Origin of the sequence: Kitasatospora sp. NPDC094019 (assembly GCF_044764505.1) — a bacterium.
Taxonomy (GTDB): domain Bacteria; phylum Actinomycetota; class Actinomycetes; order Streptomycetales; family Streptomycetaceae; genus Kitasatospora.
This window is the reverse complement of record NZ_JBIWIF010000012.1, coordinates 67,339-82,212: the sequence shown is the minus strand read 5'-3', so window position 1 is coordinate 82,212 and position 14,874 is coordinate 67,339. Positions and strand designations below refer to the sequence as shown.

At 74.7% G+C, this 14,874-nt stretch carries 13 protein-coding genes; 5 read left to right on the top strand and 8 right to left on the bottom strand.

The window, feature by feature from the left end; translation table 11 throughout:
• The first annotated feature begins 84 nt into the window (after nucleotides 1-84).
• Nucleotides 85-729: a GntR family transcriptional regulator gene (locus ACIQ9P_RS25775; RefSeq protein ID WP_402360572.1), complete on the top strand. Its 645-nt coding sequence runs from the start codon at nucleotides 85-87 to the stop codon at nucleotides 727-729.
• Between the two features lie 504 nt (nucleotides 730-1,233).
• On the top strand, nucleotides 1,234-2,778 hold the full coding sequence (locus ACIQ9P_RS25770; protein ID WP_402360569.1) for a TolB family protein: 1,545 nt from the start codon (nucleotides 1,234-1,236) through the stop codon (nucleotides 2,776-2,778).
• A 74-nt stretch (nucleotides 2,779-2,852) separates the two neighbouring features.
• On the opposite strand, the gene ACIQ9P_RS25765 is transcribed toward ACIQ9P_RS25770, so the two are convergent.
• Together ACIQ9P_RS25765 and ACIQ9P_RS25760 are read right to left on the bottom strand one after the other, a co-directional pair.
• Nucleotides 2,853-3,236 (bottom strand): hypothetical protein, encoded by a 384-nt coding sequence (locus ACIQ9P_RS25765; protein ID WP_402360567.1) that lies wholly within the window; start codon nucleotides 3,234-3,236, stop codon nucleotides 2,853-2,855.
• Nucleotides 3,237-3,503: 267 nt separating this feature from the next.
• Complete coding sequence (locus tag ACIQ9P_RS25760; protein ID WP_402360564.1) at nucleotides 3,504-4,931, bottom strand: MFS transporter; 1,428 nt, start codon at nucleotides 4,929-4,931, stop codon at nucleotides 3,504-3,506.
• A 60-nt stretch (nucleotides 4,932-4,991) separates the two neighbouring features.
• Here ACIQ9P_RS25760 and ACIQ9P_RS25755 point away from each other — a divergent pair, with 60 nt between their 5' ends.
• Nucleotides 4,992-5,567, top strand: a complete 576-nt coding sequence (locus ACIQ9P_RS25755; RefSeq protein ID WP_402360561.1) for a winged helix-turn-helix transcriptional regulator — start codon at nucleotides 4,992-4,994, stop codon at nucleotides 5,565-5,567.
• Between the two features lie 294 nt (nucleotides 5,568-5,861).
• Complete coding sequence (locus ACIQ9P_RS25750; RefSeq protein ID WP_402360558.1) at nucleotides 5,862-6,512, top strand: tetratricopeptide repeat protein; 651 nt, start codon at nucleotides 5,862-5,864, stop codon at nucleotides 6,510-6,512.
• Nucleotides 6,513-6,545: 33 nt separating this feature from the next.
• On the opposite strand, the gene ACIQ9P_RS25745 is transcribed toward ACIQ9P_RS25750, so the two are convergent.
• Nucleotides 6,546-10,775 carry a CHAT domain-containing protein gene (locus ACIQ9P_RS25745; RefSeq protein ID WP_402360555.1) on the bottom strand — a complete coding sequence of 1,410 codons (4,230 nt, stop codon included), beginning with the start codon at nucleotides 10,773-10,775 and terminating at the stop codon, nucleotides 6,546-6,548.
• Nucleotides 10,776-10,864: 89 nt separating this feature from the next.
• On the opposite strand from ACIQ9P_RS25745, the gene ACIQ9P_RS25740 reads away from it, so the two are divergent.
• Nucleotides 10,865-11,410: a hypothetical protein gene (locus tag ACIQ9P_RS25740; RefSeq protein ID WP_402360935.1), complete on the top strand. Its 546-nt coding sequence runs from the start codon at nucleotides 10,865-10,867 to the stop codon at nucleotides 11,408-11,410.
• Here ACIQ9P_RS25740 and ACIQ9P_RS25735 read toward each other — a convergent pair.
• The 5 genes from ACIQ9P_RS25735 to ACIQ9P_RS25715 form a co-directional block, all read right to left on the bottom strand.
• On the bottom strand, nucleotides 11,367-11,831 hold the full coding sequence (locus ACIQ9P_RS25735; RefSeq protein WP_402360552.1) for a GNAT family N-acetyltransferase: 465 nt from the start codon (nucleotides 11,829-11,831) through the stop codon (nucleotides 11,367-11,369). The genes ACIQ9P_RS25740 and ACIQ9P_RS25735 overlap by 44 nt on opposite strands.
• Nucleotides 11,828-12,670 carry a hypothetical protein gene (locus ACIQ9P_RS25730; protein ID WP_402360549.1) on the bottom strand — a complete coding sequence of 281 codons (843 nt, stop codon included), beginning with the start codon at nucleotides 12,668-12,670 and terminating at the stop codon, nucleotides 11,828-11,830. Before ACIQ9P_RS25730 ends, ACIQ9P_RS25735 begins: the two co-directional genes overlap by 4 nt.
• A 169-nt stretch (nucleotides 12,671-12,839) precedes the next feature.
• Nucleotides 12,840-13,382, bottom strand: coding sequence for a tetratricopeptide repeat protein (locus ACIQ9P_RS25725; protein WP_402360932.1), 543 nt, complete (start codon nucleotides 13,380-13,382; stop codon nucleotides 12,840-12,842).
• 128 nt (nucleotides 13,383-13,510) lie between these two features.
• Entirely contained in the window at nucleotides 13,511-14,689 is a 1,179-nt protein-coding gene (locus ACIQ9P_RS25720; protein WP_402360546.1) for a methyltransferase domain-containing protein, read from the bottom strand.
• A complete protein-coding gene (locus ACIQ9P_RS25715; RefSeq protein WP_402360543.1) occupies nucleotides 14,686-14,847 on the bottom strand; it encodes a hypothetical protein in 162 nt (53 codons plus the stop codon). Before ACIQ9P_RS25715 ends, ACIQ9P_RS25720 begins: the two co-directional genes overlap by 4 nt.
• Nucleotides 14,848-14,874: the final 27 nt, after the last annotated feature.

Here is a 14,874-nt window from a genome sequence, read left to right as displayed (position 1 = left end):
AGAATTTTGTATTCAAAATACATAGTGCAGTACACTGAATGCGGTCAAGAGCTATGCTGCGAATCCGAAAAAAGGGGGACCCCGATGGCGATCGAGCGCCGCCCACTGCGCGAACAGATCCGCGACGAGCTGATGGACCGCCTCACCCGCGGCGAGTTCGCGGCCGGCACCGACGTGAACGAGGCCGTCCTGGCCGCCGAACTCGGGGTCAGCCGAACCCCGTTGCGGGAGGCCCTGATCGCCCTCGCCGGCGAGGGCGTGCTGGAGAGCAGCCAGGGCCGGGGCTTCCGTTTCGCGCCGGTCAGCCGCACCGAGTTCCGCGAACTGGTCGCGATCGTCGCCGCCCTGGAGTCGCTGGCGCTGGAGTCCTCCGACCCGGCCCATCTGCGGACCATCGCCCCGCGTCTGCTCGACCTCGCCCAGGGCTTCCCCGACCAGGTCGCCACGCACTCGACCGTCGACCGGCGCGACGACGAATGGCACGGCCTGCTGCTCAGCGGCTGCTCGAACGAGCGTCTGCTCGACCTCCTCACCCGGGTCAAGGCCGGGATGCGGCGCTACGAGAACCTCGTGGTCGCGGAGGACGAGCCGGTGGCGCGCGAGTCGGAGGAGCACTGCGAGATCGCCCGCCGCCTGCTGGAGGACGACCTGCCCGGCGCCATCACCGCCCTGCGGGCCAACTGGATCGGCGGGATGGAGCGGATGCTCGCGCACATCCCGGCGGAGTGAGACACGGCTGCCCCTTGGGGCAGTACCCGACGGTCCGTCGGCAGCCGGAGGGGGGCCGGGCGGGCGGTCCGCGTTGACACCCCGTCCGACCTGGGCCACCGTAGACGAAGAGCCGGACCCCGACCCCTCGACGGTCCGGCGAACGCGCCGGTCAGCGGCGCGACTTCAGCTCGTCCCGGGTCCGCCTCCCCCGTCGGACCCGGGACGGCGGTGACCTTCCCCGCCCACGCCCCGACCGGCCACTGCCGCCTCAGCCCCCCTGCCCCCTGCCCCCACGGCTTGGCTGGAGACCGCCGCTGTTTCTCGTCAACTCCCTTGTGATTGAGCATAGTTACGACCGAAGCGGGACCATGGCGGGATGTCGCCGCAGGTCCGCCCGAGCCATTGACGGCGTCCCGCCCGAACCGGTTGGCTCGACCCCGAGCCGACCGCCGGGGGGCGGACCGCGCGCCGACGGCGGAGCGCCGCGCACGCGGGCGAGGGCTCGATCCAGGGAGAGTCCCGATGAGCAGAACCACCGCAGCAGCCCGAACCGTCTCTTCCCCAACCACCGTGCCACGAGCCGCCGTTGGCCGGACCGGCCGTCGTCGGCTCGCCGCCACCGCCGCCCTGCTGGCGGCCGGCCTCCTCGCCGGCACCGCCACCGCCGCTACCGCCGCTACCGCCGCACCGGCATGGGCCCTCGGCACGGCCCGGGCCTCCGTCGGCCTCGGCGGCGCCCAGCCCGACGACTCGGCCTGGGCCGAGAGCCTGAGCGCCGACGGCCGGTACGCCGTTCTCGGCGCCGACGCCACCAATCTGGTGCCCGGCGACACCAACGGCGCGACGGACGTGTTCGTCCGCGACCTCCTGACCCGCCGGACCGAGCGGGTCAGCCTCACCTCCTCCGGCACCCAGGGCGACGGCCGCTCCTACGACGGCGTGATCAGCGGCAACGGCCGCTACGTCGCCTTCACCTCCACCGCCGCGCTCGTCCCCGGCGACACCAACGGCGCCGAGGACATCTACCTCCGCGACCGCTGGACCGGCCGCACCGAGCGGCTGACCACCGGGGACCCGAAGCGCGAGGTTCCCGGCCTCGACTCGTTCCTCGCATCGATCAGTTGGGACGGCCGCTACGTCGCCTTCGCCTCCAGCCGGACCGACCTGGTGCCGGGAGCGGTCGACCCGCGCGCCAACATCTACCTCCTCGACCGGTGGAGCGGCACCACCCGGCTGATCAGCCGGGCCCCCGACGGCACGCCCGCGAACCGCGCGTCCACCGCGCCGGTGATCAGCGGCGACGGCAGCAAGGTCGGTTTCACCTCCCGGGCCGACAACCTGCTCCCGCCCGGCGAGGGCGGCGGCGAGGCCGCCCGCACGGCCGACGCCTCCGACGCGCCGGCCTCCACCGACGAGCACGTGGCCGGCCGTCCCGCCCGCACCACGTCCTCCCCCGCCCTCGGTGCCACCGGTACCGCCGGCACCCGCGCGGAGATCACCAGGCCCCACTACTACCCGTTCTACGTGTACGACGTCGCCGACGGACAGCTCCAGGGCGGCAGCGTCGACGAGACCGGCCAGTTGCTCGGCTCCTCCGTCGGCGCCCTCAGCCCCGACGGGCGCTACGCGCTGTTCGCGGTCCGCGTGCCCAACACGCCCGACGGCTCCGGCGGGCCGGACCACTTGGAGATCGTCGTCCGCGACCTGCGACAGGGCACGATCCGCCGCCTCCCGCCCGCCCTGCCCGGCACCGTGACCACCGGTTCCTCCTACAGTGCCGTCATGCCCGCCGGGAACCGCTGGGTCTACTTCGTCTCCGAGGCCGAGAACCTCGTCCCCGGCGACACCAACCTGGTCGACGACATCTTCCGGCACGACCTGTGGACCGGCCGCACCGAGCGCCTCAGCGTCTCCACCGACGGCGCCCAGAACACCGGTTACTCCTCCAACCCCCTGGTCGACGCCCTCGGCACCACGGTCCTCTTCACCTCCGAGGACGGCACCCTCGTCCCCGGCGACACCAACACCACCGCCGACGTCTTCACCCGCCGTCTGCCGCTGTTCTGACCGCTCGTCCGACGGACCGCCCGGTGCCCGCCCCGCCATGTGCGCGGGGCGGGCACCGGCACTCCTCCCCCTCGTCAGCGCCCCGGAGGCGCGTCGGTGGGGTGGACGTGGAACGGAGCCGCGTAGGGATGGGGCGCGGGCCGGGCGGGCTCGGAGAGCGCCCCGGTCAGGATCAGGACGAACCCGGCCAGGTGGAACAGGGTAGCAATCCCCGAGAGGACGCTTATCGCCATGAGCGGCTCCAGGTCCGGGAGGACGGTGTCGAGGCCCAGCCCCGTCCCCACCATCAGGACGAGCGGCCCCGGGAGCATCACCAGACAACCGATCATCGCCAGGCGCGCGTTGCGCCCCCGGCTCCGAAGCAGCGTTCCCGCCACCACGGCGCCGACCAACGGGGTCAGAACCGATACGGCGGTGATGAACAGGTGGACGAGGCCGACGGTCCGGTAGTCGGTCATGGGACTCCAGGCGTGTGCGGAGCGGGAAGTACCGGGACACCCCCGATCACGCGCGGACCGCGCCCCGCGGTTCCGCACCGGGAGTGCGGCTTCCCGCCACCGTGGCGACGGGGTGCCGTGGCGGGCGGATCGGGGCCGGTCCGGCGTCGGCCGACCAGGGCCCGCAGGCCGAACAGCGGTTGCACAGCGCACAGTTGCCATCCGGGCCAAGCACCCGGCCAAGTACCCGGACGAGCACCGGCAGGGCCGGCGCCCGTCGAGCGCCGGCTACCGCGATTCGGCTGTACGGCGCTGGGCGGCGGCGAGCACCAGGGCGGCCGCGCAGGCCAGCAGCGCCGTCGCGATCACCAGCGTCCAGCCGCGCCGGAAGCCGTCGAGTGCGGCCTGCGGCCCGTGCGGGGTGCCGATCAGACCGACCGTCAACGCCACGCCCACCACCGCGCCGATCTGCCGGGCCATCGTGGTGATCGCCGAGCCGGTGGCGAAGCGCGTCGGCGGCAGCGCCGCCGCGGCGGACCCGATGAGGGTGGGCAGCGCCAACCCCACGCCAAGGCCGGTGAGCAGCAGCCCGGGCAGGAGTTCGGCGGCGTAGCCGGGCCGGACTCCGACGGCGGCGGTCCACCAGCCGATGCCCGCGGCGAACAGCAGGGTGCCGAGCGCGGCCACCCGTCCGGGGCCGAGCCCACGCACCAGTGCGGCGCTGCCGAGCGCGACCGGCGGCACCAGCAGCGGTCCGGGGGCGATGGCGAGTCCGGTGCGCAGTGCCGAGTACCCCCATGCCTGCTGGCACCACAGGACCGAGGTCAGCAGCATGCCGGCGAAGGCGAGGGTGAACAGCAGGGCCGCGGTGTTGGCGGCGGCGAAGACCGGCACGCGCAGCAGCGGCAGTTCGACGATGGGGGCGCGGTGGCGCGCCGAGCGGCGCAGGAACCAGCCGGTCAGCAGGGCGCTCGACAGGAGGCCGGCCAGGACCTGGGGCGAGGCCCAGCCCCAGGTGTCGCCCTTGACCAGGGACACGGCGAGGGCGGCGATGGCGGCGGTGAGCAGGACGGCACCGAACAGGTCGGGCAGTGGTCCGCTCTCCTTGCCGCGCAGCCTGGGCAGTACGCGGCCCCCGACGGCGAGGGCGGCGAGGCCGACCGGGACGTTGGCGATGAACACCCAGCGCCAGTCGGCCTCGACGAGCAGTCCGCCGAGGACCGGTCCGAGCCCGGCGGCGATCCCGCCGATCGAGGCCCAGGCCCGGATGGCACCGGGGCGCTCGGCCGCGGGCGTGGCGTCCAGCAGCAGCGCCAGCGAGGTCGGCATCAGCGCGGCCGCGCCCGCCGCCTGGACCACCCGGCCGGCGTCGAGCCAGCCGACGGCCGGGGCGAGTGCGCAGAGCGCGGAGGCGGCGGTGAAGACGGCCAACCCGGCGAGGAACACCCTCCGGTGGCCGATGCGGTCCGCCAGCCGTCCGGCGGGGACCAGCAGCGCGGCGAAGACGACGGCGTAGCCGTTCAGCACCCAGGACAGGGTGGCCAGGCTGCTGCCGCGGAAGTGCTGCTGCATCGCCGGGAGGGCGACGTTGACGATGAACAGGTCGAGATTCGAGACGAACACCGCGGCGGCGACCACCAGGAACGCGGCGCGGCGGTGGGGTCGGTCCCGGTCGGCGGGCCCGGCCACTGGGTTTGAAAATCCAACTAGCTCCATGGCCGGGAACGCTAACGGCAGTGAGTTTGAATACGCAACCCTCTGTGGCAGGCTGGTGGAGTGACCCCGCACACCGATGCCCAGCCCACAGCCGCCCGGCCCGCCACCGCGCTGCCGGGCCGGCCCTGCTCCATCGCGGCCGCGCTGCACGTCCTCGGCGAGAAGTGGGCGCTGCTCGCCGTGCGCGAGCTCTTCTACGGCAACCACCGGTTCGACCGGATCGCCCGCAACACCGGCGCCCCGCGCGACCGGCTCACCGCCCGGCTGCGCGCCCTGGAGGAGGCCGGGGTGGTCGAACGCCGCGCCTACAGCGAGCGCCCGCCGCGCTACGAGTACCACCTCACCGAGGCCGGCCGGGACCTCGCCCCGCTCACCCAGGCCCTGCTCGCCTGGGGCGACCGCTGGCTGTCGCCCGAGCCGCCGGTGGTGCTGCGCCACCACCCGGGCCACCCGGAGCACCCGGACTGCCCCGACGACCCCGGCCACCCGTTGGACGCGGCCTGGACCTGCCGCACCTGCGGCGTGGAGGTGAGCAGCCCGGACGTCGGCCTGGAGATCCGCTCCCCCGGCTGGGACCGCCAAGGCCCCACCGCCCCGGGCGGCGACGCGGGGACTCCGCCACGAACCGGACGGTAGACGGCCCGGTTTCCGGTCCGTTCCGGTGCCGGGACCGCGAGTTGCCCGGTGGCCCCGCGCTCACCGGCGGAGTGGCCGGCGATGCCGATCCGGTCACGGTCGATCAGCGGCCCTGGTCCACCAGGTGCAGGACCTCCCGCCCGACCGCTCACGGCCCGGTCGGGCGCGGGAGTTCGACGCGGACGGCGGCCGGGTCGCCGGTCGCGACAGGGTCGGCTGCGGGTGCGGGTGCGGCTGCGGGTGCGGCGGAACCCGCCACGGGCGGCGGCGCGAGCGAGGTCCTAGGATCGGCGCATGACCAGGGACATACGGATCGAGCAGGCCGGACTCCACTACGAGACAGCCGTGTTCGGCGGCGACGGCAGTGGACTGACCGCCGCGGAGCGGGGGTTGGACGGGGTCGAGGCGGACCTCGCGCTGGCCCGTGGACGGGTGCTGCACGCCCGGTTCCTGGCGGACCGGGTCGAGGACCCGCGCGAACTGGAGCTGTTCGAGCGGGCCGCCGCGTTCTACCGGGATCTCGGTGACGCGCGGGGCGAAGGCGAAGCGCTGTTCTGGACCGGGACGTTCCACCAGGTCGTCCGGGGCGACGCGGCCGCCGCCCTCCCCGCCCTGGAGCGCGCGCTCGCCCTCGCCACCCGCACCGGGGACCTCCTCACCACGAGTTACGCGCTGCGGCACCTCGGCATCGCCGCCCACATCGCCGGGGACCTGGCCGCGGCCCGCGAGCGGCTGGAGGAGTCCACCCGGCTGCGGTGGGAACTCGGCTTCCTGCCGGGCGTGGCGGCCAACCTGGTCGGCCTCGCCCACCTCGCCGCCCAACAGGACCGGCGGGAGGACGCCGCCGCCCTGCTCGCCGAGGCGACCGGACTGGCGGAGGCGTCCGAGGCGCATGGCGTACTGAACCAGATCATCGACGCCCGCAAGGAACTCGCGCTCCCTTGAGGCGAGTTCGGGACCGGCGGCGCCACGCTCCGGTCAGTGGCCCTGGTAGCAGAAGGCCGCCCACACCTCCAGCGCGTCCGGGGCCCGGCGGGCCATCGAGACGAGTTCGGGCGGAGCGTCCGGCGGCAGCCGGCGGTCGGGGTCGAGGGCCCACAGCTGGGCGCGGCGCAGCGCCTCGGCGGGCGGGTCCCCGGCGGCGAGGCGCCCGTGCAGGACGTACATCAGCACGCAGACCATCTCGTCGGACACCTCCCAGCGCGAACCGATCGCGCCCGTCGCCCCGGCGGCGAGGAAGGCGGTGGAGAGGGTGAGCGCCTCGTCGAGGTCCTCGCCGGTGTGGTCGCTGACGCAGGCGTCGAGCACGACCAGCCCGCCCGGGGAGCCCGGCGGGCGGCCCTGGGCCTGGCGGAGGATGTCGCCGACGGGGAGGCGGCCCTCCCCGGTGGCCGGCTCGGGGGCCAGGGCGAGGTAGGCGTCGAGCGGTGAGCGCCCGGACGGCAGCGCGTGGCAGGCCAGGTGGAGCACGGAGGCCCCGGCCCGTCCGGGCGCCGGCAGCGCGGCCAGCACCTCGCCCGGGGTGCCCGCCCCCTCGGCGTCCTCGACGTAACCGAGCAGGGTGCCGTGCGGGTAGTGGTCGGCGTGCAGGTACTCGGCCTCGGCCTCGGCGAACATCAGCTCCCTGGTGGGGTCCCCGACGATCACCGGCCGCTCGGCGAGCGGCAGCCGGGGCCGCCGGACCACCTCGCAGAACTGCCGCGCCGAGGCGGCGTAGGAGAGCACCGCCCGCTCCACGGCCCGGACCGGCCGTCCGCCGTCGCGCAGCCCGCTGCTCAGCAGCCCCGCGTGCCAGGGCACACCACCCAGGGCGCCGTACGGCACCAGCACCAGCCGGGGCGGCGCACCGGGCGCGCGCCGGGCGGCGGCCGACCGCAGGGCCGGGTGGCGCAGCAGCGGGCGCATCACGGCGGTACCGGCCCAGTCGCAGAGTTCGCCGAGGGTGCCCTGCCAGCGGCGGCGGGCGGCGATCCGCTCCGGGTGACGGGGCGGCAGGTGGTCCAGGGTGGCCTGGCGGTCGCGGTGCGCCCGGCGGTAGGCGTGCAGCAGGTCGAGGGCGGCGGTGCTGACCAGGGTGAGCGGCATCAGCTGGACGGCGCCGCCGTCCTCGCCGGCGGTGATCAGCAGGGCCGTGCCGCTGCGCCCGTCGGCGGGCGGCAGCAGGTAGACCAGTGCGTCCGCGCCGGCCGCGCGCAGGCTCCGGGCGATCTCCTCCACCGGGGGCACGGACACCAGTGCCGTCCCGGCCGGGGCGGCGGCGAGGGCCGTGAGGGCGCGGCGGCGCAGGTCGTCCGGCATGGGGATGTCGGCACCGCCGGGGAGGTTCGCGAGCAGGGTGCCGGGCAGGTCGAGCAGCCCGTCGAAGTCGAGCGGGTCCGCCGTGCCGGGCGCCGTACCGCCCGTCGTGACGTCCGCCGTGTCCTCCCCCGTGCCGGAGCGGAGCCAGGCGTCGGCGAGGTCCTCGTGCCCGGCGAGCCGGAGCAGGTCGGGGACGTCGGTGGTGGCGGTCGAGGCTTGCAGTACCAGACCGCGGCCCAGTTCCAGCGCCTCGACGGCGGCCCGCAGGTAGGGCTCGCCGCCGGGGTCCGCCTCCCGCTGCTCCTGCCCGTCCTTCCGCTGCCGCCGCTCACGCTCCTCGTGCTCCCGGTCCTCGTGCTCCCGGTCCTCGATGAACCACCCGGCGATCGCCAGCGCCTGCGACGCGGCGTCCCGGGCCAGTACCAGGGCCGGTTCGGCCGTGGCCTGGATCAGGGTCGCGGCGGCGAGCTCCCGCAGCCCGGCCAGCCCGAACTCGCGGCCGAGCCGACGGTCCTCCGGCCCGAGTCGGGCCCGGTGCACCGCCGCGACGATCCCGCTCACCCTGGCCAGCAACAGGGTGGGCGTCCCCTGCCGCATCCGCTCGCGCACGGCCCCGGCGGCGGCCAGCGCCTCGGCCGCGTCGGCGGGCCGGCGCGCGTGGTGGTAGCGCCGCAGCAGCAGCGCGGCCCGCATCAGGAGGCCCCGGGAGCCCTCCAGCCCGGTCGGATCGGTCTCCGCGAGGAAGGCGTCGAGGTAGTGCAGCGCACCCGCCGCGTTGTTCTCGTTGAACCGTTGTTGCCCCGCCACGAGCATGACGAGCGCACCGGCGGCCCGCATCGTCAGCACCGCCCGGTACAGGTGCCCGGGCGGGGTCCCGTCCGCCGCCTCCCGCATCAGACCGACCGCTTCCGTCAGCCGGTCCGATCCCGTGTGCAGCGCGTGCATGAACATCACCGCGCCGAGGTCGCCGCGGGCCATCAGCCGGAGCGGGTCGTCCTCGGGCACCGCGGCGACCAGCGGTTCCAGCGCGGCCAGCACCCGCCCCATCGCCGGGATGTCCTGGACCGGCAGCGCGGCCTGGAACTCCAGCATCAGCCGGGTCCGTTCGAGCATCGGCCGCTGCCCGCCGAGCAGCCGGCCGACGCCCGGGTGGTCGGTTCCGGCGAGGAAGGCCACCACCTCGTCGGTGTAGCGGCGGGACGCCGCCAGGTCCTGGTGGTCGCCGCCGAGGAGGTAGCGCCGGTAGAGGCTGACGGAGAGGTTCTCCAGGTGGACGACGCGATTGACGTCGTCCGGCGCGGCCCGGCGGAACGCGGCCCGTTCGTGCCGGATCGCCGCGTCCAGATCGGCGGCGGCGTTGGTGAACGCGAACCGCTTGCTCATCACCGCCGCCAGCGAGCCGTCCAGGTGCTCCTCCGACCACAGGGTTCCCGAGGGGCGGGCCCGGGCGTCGTCCAGCAGGCCGATCACCCGGTCCAGCGCGGCCCGGTCGGTGGAGAACTCGTCCCGGGCGATGGAGGCGTGGGCGAGTTGCTGGAGGATGTCGCCGCGGCGGACGCCGTGGTCCTCCTCCGCCATGGTGTCGACGGCCCGGTCGAGGTGGTGCAGCGCCTCCTCCAGGTGGTAGGACTCCGGTTCCTGCTCGCACAGCGCGTTGACCATCGTGCCGAGCACCGCGTGCGAGGCCGGCCGCACCGGGTCGTCCCCGGCCATCCCGGCGAGGCCCTCGCGCAGCACCTCGACCGCCTCCCGGGCCTCGGCGGTCAGGAGGTAGCGGTCGAGCCGGGCGAGTCCGCCGAGCGTGCTGCCGAGCACCCAGCGCACGGTGCCGCCGTCCGGGTGCCCCGGCGGGAGCAGCCGGCGCAGGTCCCGCAGCCGGGCGAGGCGGTGGGCGGCGTCCTCGGGGCGGGCGGTACCGCCGCCGCGGGCCACGTACTGGTCCACCAGGACCAGACCGGCCCACAGCCGGGCGGGCGCGTCGGGCTCGGTGGTGGCCGCGATCGTCTCCAACTGGGCGAGGGCCCGGTCGACCGCCCCGGGGTCCCCGCCGCCGTCCTCCTCCGGGCCGAGCAGCAGCCGGACGAGGCGTTCGCGGGCGAGCAGTTCGACCGGCTCGGCGAGCTCGGCCGGCCCCGGCTCGGCCTCCGGGTCGGGGCGCGGCGGGGCCGCGCCCGGTTCGTGCCACGGCTGCGGGCGCAGCCGCTCCAGCAGGCCGGTCAGGACGGCGTCGGCGGCCGCGCGGTCGGTGGGGGCGCCGTCGCGGTCGTGACGGTCGGCGAGCGCGCAGCCGAGCACCAGCAGGAGGCCGGGGTCCTGCTCGTCGTACGCGTCCCGCACCTCGTGCGCGTCCGGCGCGTCGTACGCGTCCGGCGCATGCCGCGGGCGCTCCGGCCCGCCGGGGCCGAGGAGGTGCCAGGGGCCGAGCGGCACCGGCAGGGGACAGGCCAGCCGCAGCGTCTCCACCGCCCGGTCGAGGTCCTCCGGGCGGGCCCGTCCGTCCTCCTCGTCGCCGGACCTCGCGTACAGCAGCAGCCCGAGCTTGCCCGCGGCGGTCGCCCGATCCGGCTCGGCCGGGTCGAGCACCGCCACCGCGAGCGTCAACAGCCCCACGGCGTCGTCCCGTTCGGCCCACACCCCGGCCCGGATGTCCGCGTCCTCGGCGAACTCCGGCCGCTCGACGGCCTGCCAGTACCGGACGGCGAGCGTCAGCCCGAGCAGGCACCGCACCTCCGCGAGCGCCCCGCCCGGCGCGGTCGGCCCCACGTCCTCCAGCTGCGTGCGCGCCGCCGTGAACGCCGTCAGCGCACCGGACAGCGCCATCGCGGCCCGGCGCGGATCCGCCGCCGCGTCGTGCTCGTCCAGCAACCGCCGCCCCCGTGCGACCAGTCCCTCGGCCTCGTCACCCACCACCCGGTCCTCCCCACGAATCCAGATGCCCCGCACGCAGCCCACACGCTACGGTGCGGGGACCGTTCCCCGGAGGTGAACCGGTGCGACCCCTGCTCCTGCTCGACGTCGACGGCCCGCTCAACCCGTACGCGGCCAAGCCGTACCGGCGCCCCGAGGGCTACCGGACCCACCGCCTCCTCACCCCTCGCTGGGAGGCCGCCGAACGGGCCCGCCTGCGCGCGTACGGCCTGCCCAACAAACCGGTCAAGCCCCTCCGCGTCTGGCTCGACCCGAACCACGGCCCGGCCCTCGCCGCCCTGCCCTTCGATCTCGCCTGGGCGACGACGTGGGAATCGGAGGCCAACGAGTTCGTCGCCCCGCTGCTCGGCCTGCCCGAACTCCCCGTCATCACCTGGCCCGACCCCCGGCCGCAGCCGGACGGCGGGGTGTTCTGGAAGACCCCCGCCGTCGTGTCCTGGGCCGACGGCCGCCCGTTCGCCTGGGTGGACGACGAGATCACGGACGCCGACCGCACCTGGGTCGCCGCCCACCACCCGGGCCCGGCCCTGCTGCTCCGCATCGACCCCAAGGTGGGCCTGGCGGCCGACGACTTCACCGCCCTCGCGGACTGGGCGGCCGCATCGCATAGCTCCTGAACCCGGCGTGCTCGCCGGTCGGCGTGAATCCGGCCTTGACGAGCACGCGGCCGGAGGCGGGATTGTCCGGGTGGTGCCTGGCCCCGACCTCCGGCAGCCCGAGGTGGCCGAAGGCGAGCGCCAGCAGCCGCCTGACCCCCTCCGTTGCGTACCCACGCCCCCAGGCGTCCGGCCGCAGGACGTAGCTGACGGCGGCGACCGGCCGGTCGAGGTCGAGCTTGACGACCCCGAGGAGGTCGTCGGCCGCGACCAGCCCGAAGGTGTACAGCGTGCGCGGGGCGGCCACCGCGGAGGTACGGGCGCAGAAGCGGGCTTCGGCGGCGTCCATCGGGGCCCTGCCCAAGTACTTCGTCGCCTCCACGGTGTAGATGCGCAGCAGCGCGTCGGCGTCACCGGGGACCAGCTCCCGCAGCTCGATCACGCGTCCGCCGCCCGCACGAGTTCCGTCAGCTCGGCGGCGGTCGACCGGTCGTCGGGGGCGGCCAGCAGGACGTACCGCAGGCGGGCCTGGAGGGAGGGCCAGGGCAGCGCGGTCGTCAGCGGGACGGCGCGGTGGGCGATGGCCTTGCGCTTCTCCTCCACCGGGGCGTCGCCGACGAGCCCGGCGGCCTCGTAGTCCAGCGGCCAGCGGCCGGTGACGCAGGTCCACAGGGTTCCGGCGAGGGCGTGGACGTCGGCGGGCTGCGTGGTCCCGACGGGCTGGGGACCGTTGATGATCCGGGCGGCCAGCTCGGGTGCGGTGAGGTGGATCATCGTGCCGGCGAACGCCGACCAGGGGGTGCTGCCGAGCTGCCGGGACCAGGCGAAGTCCAGGAGCCGGACGCCGTCGTCGGTGTGGATGCCGTGCTGGGGCTGGAGGTCCCCGTGCACCCACCCGTCGGCGTGCAGCTCGGCCACCGCGCGGCACAGGGCGACCGCGGCGGCGAGGGCCTCGTCCCTCCGGCCCTCCCCCTTCCGTACCGGCCGGAAGACGTCCCACGTGGACGACCCGGCCAGCCAAGGGGTGACGAACCAGACCCCGCCGTCGAAGCGGCCGACCGTCACGGCGTAGCCGGGGAGTCGCTCCAGCACGGAGGCTTCGCGGGCGGTGACCTCGGCGGCCTCGCCGGTACCGAGCTTGATACTCACCACCCCGCGCGGGCCACTGGCCTTCCACACCGCCGACCCCCGGCGGTCGCTGATCTCCTCCAGCTCGACCGGTCCACAGATGTCCTCCGCAGCCGTCAGCGCCGCTGCGGCTGCACAAGGGAGCTCGCCCATTCTCGTACTGCCTTCCATTCGCAAGGGATGCTTCACCACCCGTGGCCGGGACGCTTGCGTGGACCGAGGGTTGACACGGGGCCCTCGGCTCAGCCGGGCGCCCCCGGCTCAAGAGGGACCGGCGGAAGGCCGGTGACCGTGTGCGCGGTCCGGTCGCGCGCAAGCTGCTTCACCGACCCGGTGCCGGATCAGGGAGCGGGGATGCGGCGGTCCTGTGGGCCAGCAGCTCGACCCGGTCGAGTGCCTCCTGCGTGGACTTGACCAGTTCGCTGTCCCCCTTGGCGATCCGCAGCCGCAGGGCCTCCTGAAGATGGGTCCGGGCTGCGGCGAGGTCGCCGCGCTCCATGAGGTGCTTGCCGGTGTGCTGGAGGGCGAAGTCGACGAGTGCCGGACACTGGCTCCGCGCGGTGCCCAGGGCGCTGCGGTAGAGGGTGTCCGCACTCTGGAGGTCACCGGCGTAGCGGTGTGCGTCCGCCAGGTTGAGCCCGGTGGCGACGACGGCCTGTGTGTTGCCGAGGGTTACCGCCAGGTCCAGCGACTGCTGGAGGAGAGTGCGGGCCTCGTCGTGATGGCCCAGGCACATCCGACCGATGCCGATCCATCTGGTCAGGAGACGCCTGTGGCCGGGGTCCGCCCCGTCGGGCAGGGTCCGAAGTTCCTTGTGGAGTCGACCGACCGCAGCGGTCAACTCCGGATGATCGGTGGGAACCATTCTCAGGTCGTCGTCGTGTGTGATGAGGTGCCCGAGCATGTGACTCTCCGTCGTCCGGTTCTGCTCGGCGTGCTGCTACAACTCGTCGGTCCGGTCACGCAATTCGGTGTGCTCGCCGGTCGGGCATATCAGGGCTGGAGGGGCACCGGGTTGTCCGGGGAGTCCAGCCAGGCGGTGTGGCCTTCCGGGGTGACGGTGAGGCCGAACCGCTCGTGGCCCGGGTGACCCTGCGAGGACCACCACCGGTACGCGGTTGTCACCTCGTCCCAGAGGTTGCGGGGGCCGGACTGGACCACCTCGTACTCGCTGCGGTCGGGCTCGTAGTCCGCGGTGGCCCAGGACAGGGTGTCCCTGCTGTACAGCCACAGGGTGTACGAGCCGTCGTCGTAGCGTTCGACCCGCCAGAACGTGCCGGACACGCCCAGCCCGATGACGAACTGGCCGAGCCATCCACCCGTGTCCCTGGGCGACAGCGTCGTGACGCTCCTCCCACCCTCGGCCGGCCAGGGCTTCCCGTGGAGGTATGCCTCGACCAAGGGGCGGTCGGTGCGCTGCTGCCGCAGCCTCATGAACGCCGAGCTTCGGGTGAACCTCCCGGTCGCACTGGTGCCGTCGCCGTCGACGGTCAGGCGGACGATGTGCTCGCCGCCGTACTCGGTGCCGAACGGGGCGACGATCAGCCCGCCCGGGGCCGTCTGCTCCAGCCAGGCCGGAGGGATCTCCAGCACGGAGCAGGTGGCAATGATCCGGTCGTACGGAGCGCCCGGCCCGAAACCGTTCCGACCGTCCCCCTCGACCGTGATCGGTTCCAGCCCGGCCCGGCCCAGGTTGTCCCGCGCACCGCGCGCCACCTCCGGGTCGTACTCGACGCTCACCACGTTGGCGCCGCCGAGCCGGTGGGCCAGCAGGCCCGCGTTCCACCCGGTCCCGGAGCCGATTTCGAGCGCCCTGTCCCCGGAACGGACCTCCAGGTCCTGGAGCATCGAGAACACCATGGTGGGCAGCGAGTTCGACGAACTGGGAGTGGTGCCGAGACCGTCGCCCTCGTGCTCTCCGTCGTCCCACTGGGTCGTCAGCGGGATGTCCGAGTAGACCGCCGCGCGCCATGCCCTGGGGTCCTGCGACCGGTCCACGACGGGGCTCTGCCGGGTGCCGTCCGCGATGCCGGGCCAGATGCGGTCCGGGACGAACAACTCGCGGGGCACCGCCGTGAAGGAGGGCAGCCAGTCCGGGGTGAGCGCGCCAGCGGCCACCAGCGCGGAGGCGAGCCCCTGAGGGCCCGCCTCCTGGTGCGTCCCGCCGGTCACTTGCCGCCCGCCGGGCCCGAGCCGTCGGAGGTGTTGCCGCCCTCGTCCGAGCCGCCACCGCCGTGGCCGGAGCCCTTGTTGCTGTCGTCCTGCTGCTTGCCACCGTCACCGGGACCGGTGCCGCCGCCGTGCTTGCCGCCGAACGTCGCCCTGTCCACTGTTCCTCCGTCATATTGTCCCGCCAT

Bases quoted from the DNA above. Each gene is read 5' to 3' on its own strand.
- ACIQ9P_RS25775 (WP_402360572.1), top strand. From the start codon at position 85: ATGGCGATCGAGCGCCGCCCACTGCGCGAACAGATCCGCGACGAGCTG.
- ACIQ9P_RS25770 (WP_402360569.1), top strand. From the start codon at position 1,234: ATGAGCAGAACCACCGCAGCAGCCCGAACCGTCTCTTCCCCAACCACC.
- ACIQ9P_RS25765 (WP_402360567.1), bottom strand. From the start codon at position 3,236: ATGACCGACTACCGGACCGTCGGCCTCGTCCACCTGTTCATCACCGCC.
- ACIQ9P_RS25760 (WP_402360564.1), bottom strand. From the start codon at position 4,931: ATGGAGCTAGTTGGATTTTCAAACCCAGTGGCCGGGCCCGCCGACCGG.
- ACIQ9P_RS25750 (WP_402360558.1), top strand. From the start codon at position 5,862: ATGACCAGGGACATACGGATCGAGCAGGCCGGACTCCACTACGAGACA.
- ACIQ9P_RS25730 (WP_402360549.1), bottom strand. From the start codon at position 12,670: ATGGGCGAGCTCCCTTGTGCAGCCGCAGCGGCGCTGACGGCTGCGGAG.
- ACIQ9P_RS25725 (WP_402360932.1), bottom strand. From the start codon at position 13,382: ATGGTTCCCACCGATCATCCGGAGTTGACCGCTGCGGTCGGTCGACTC.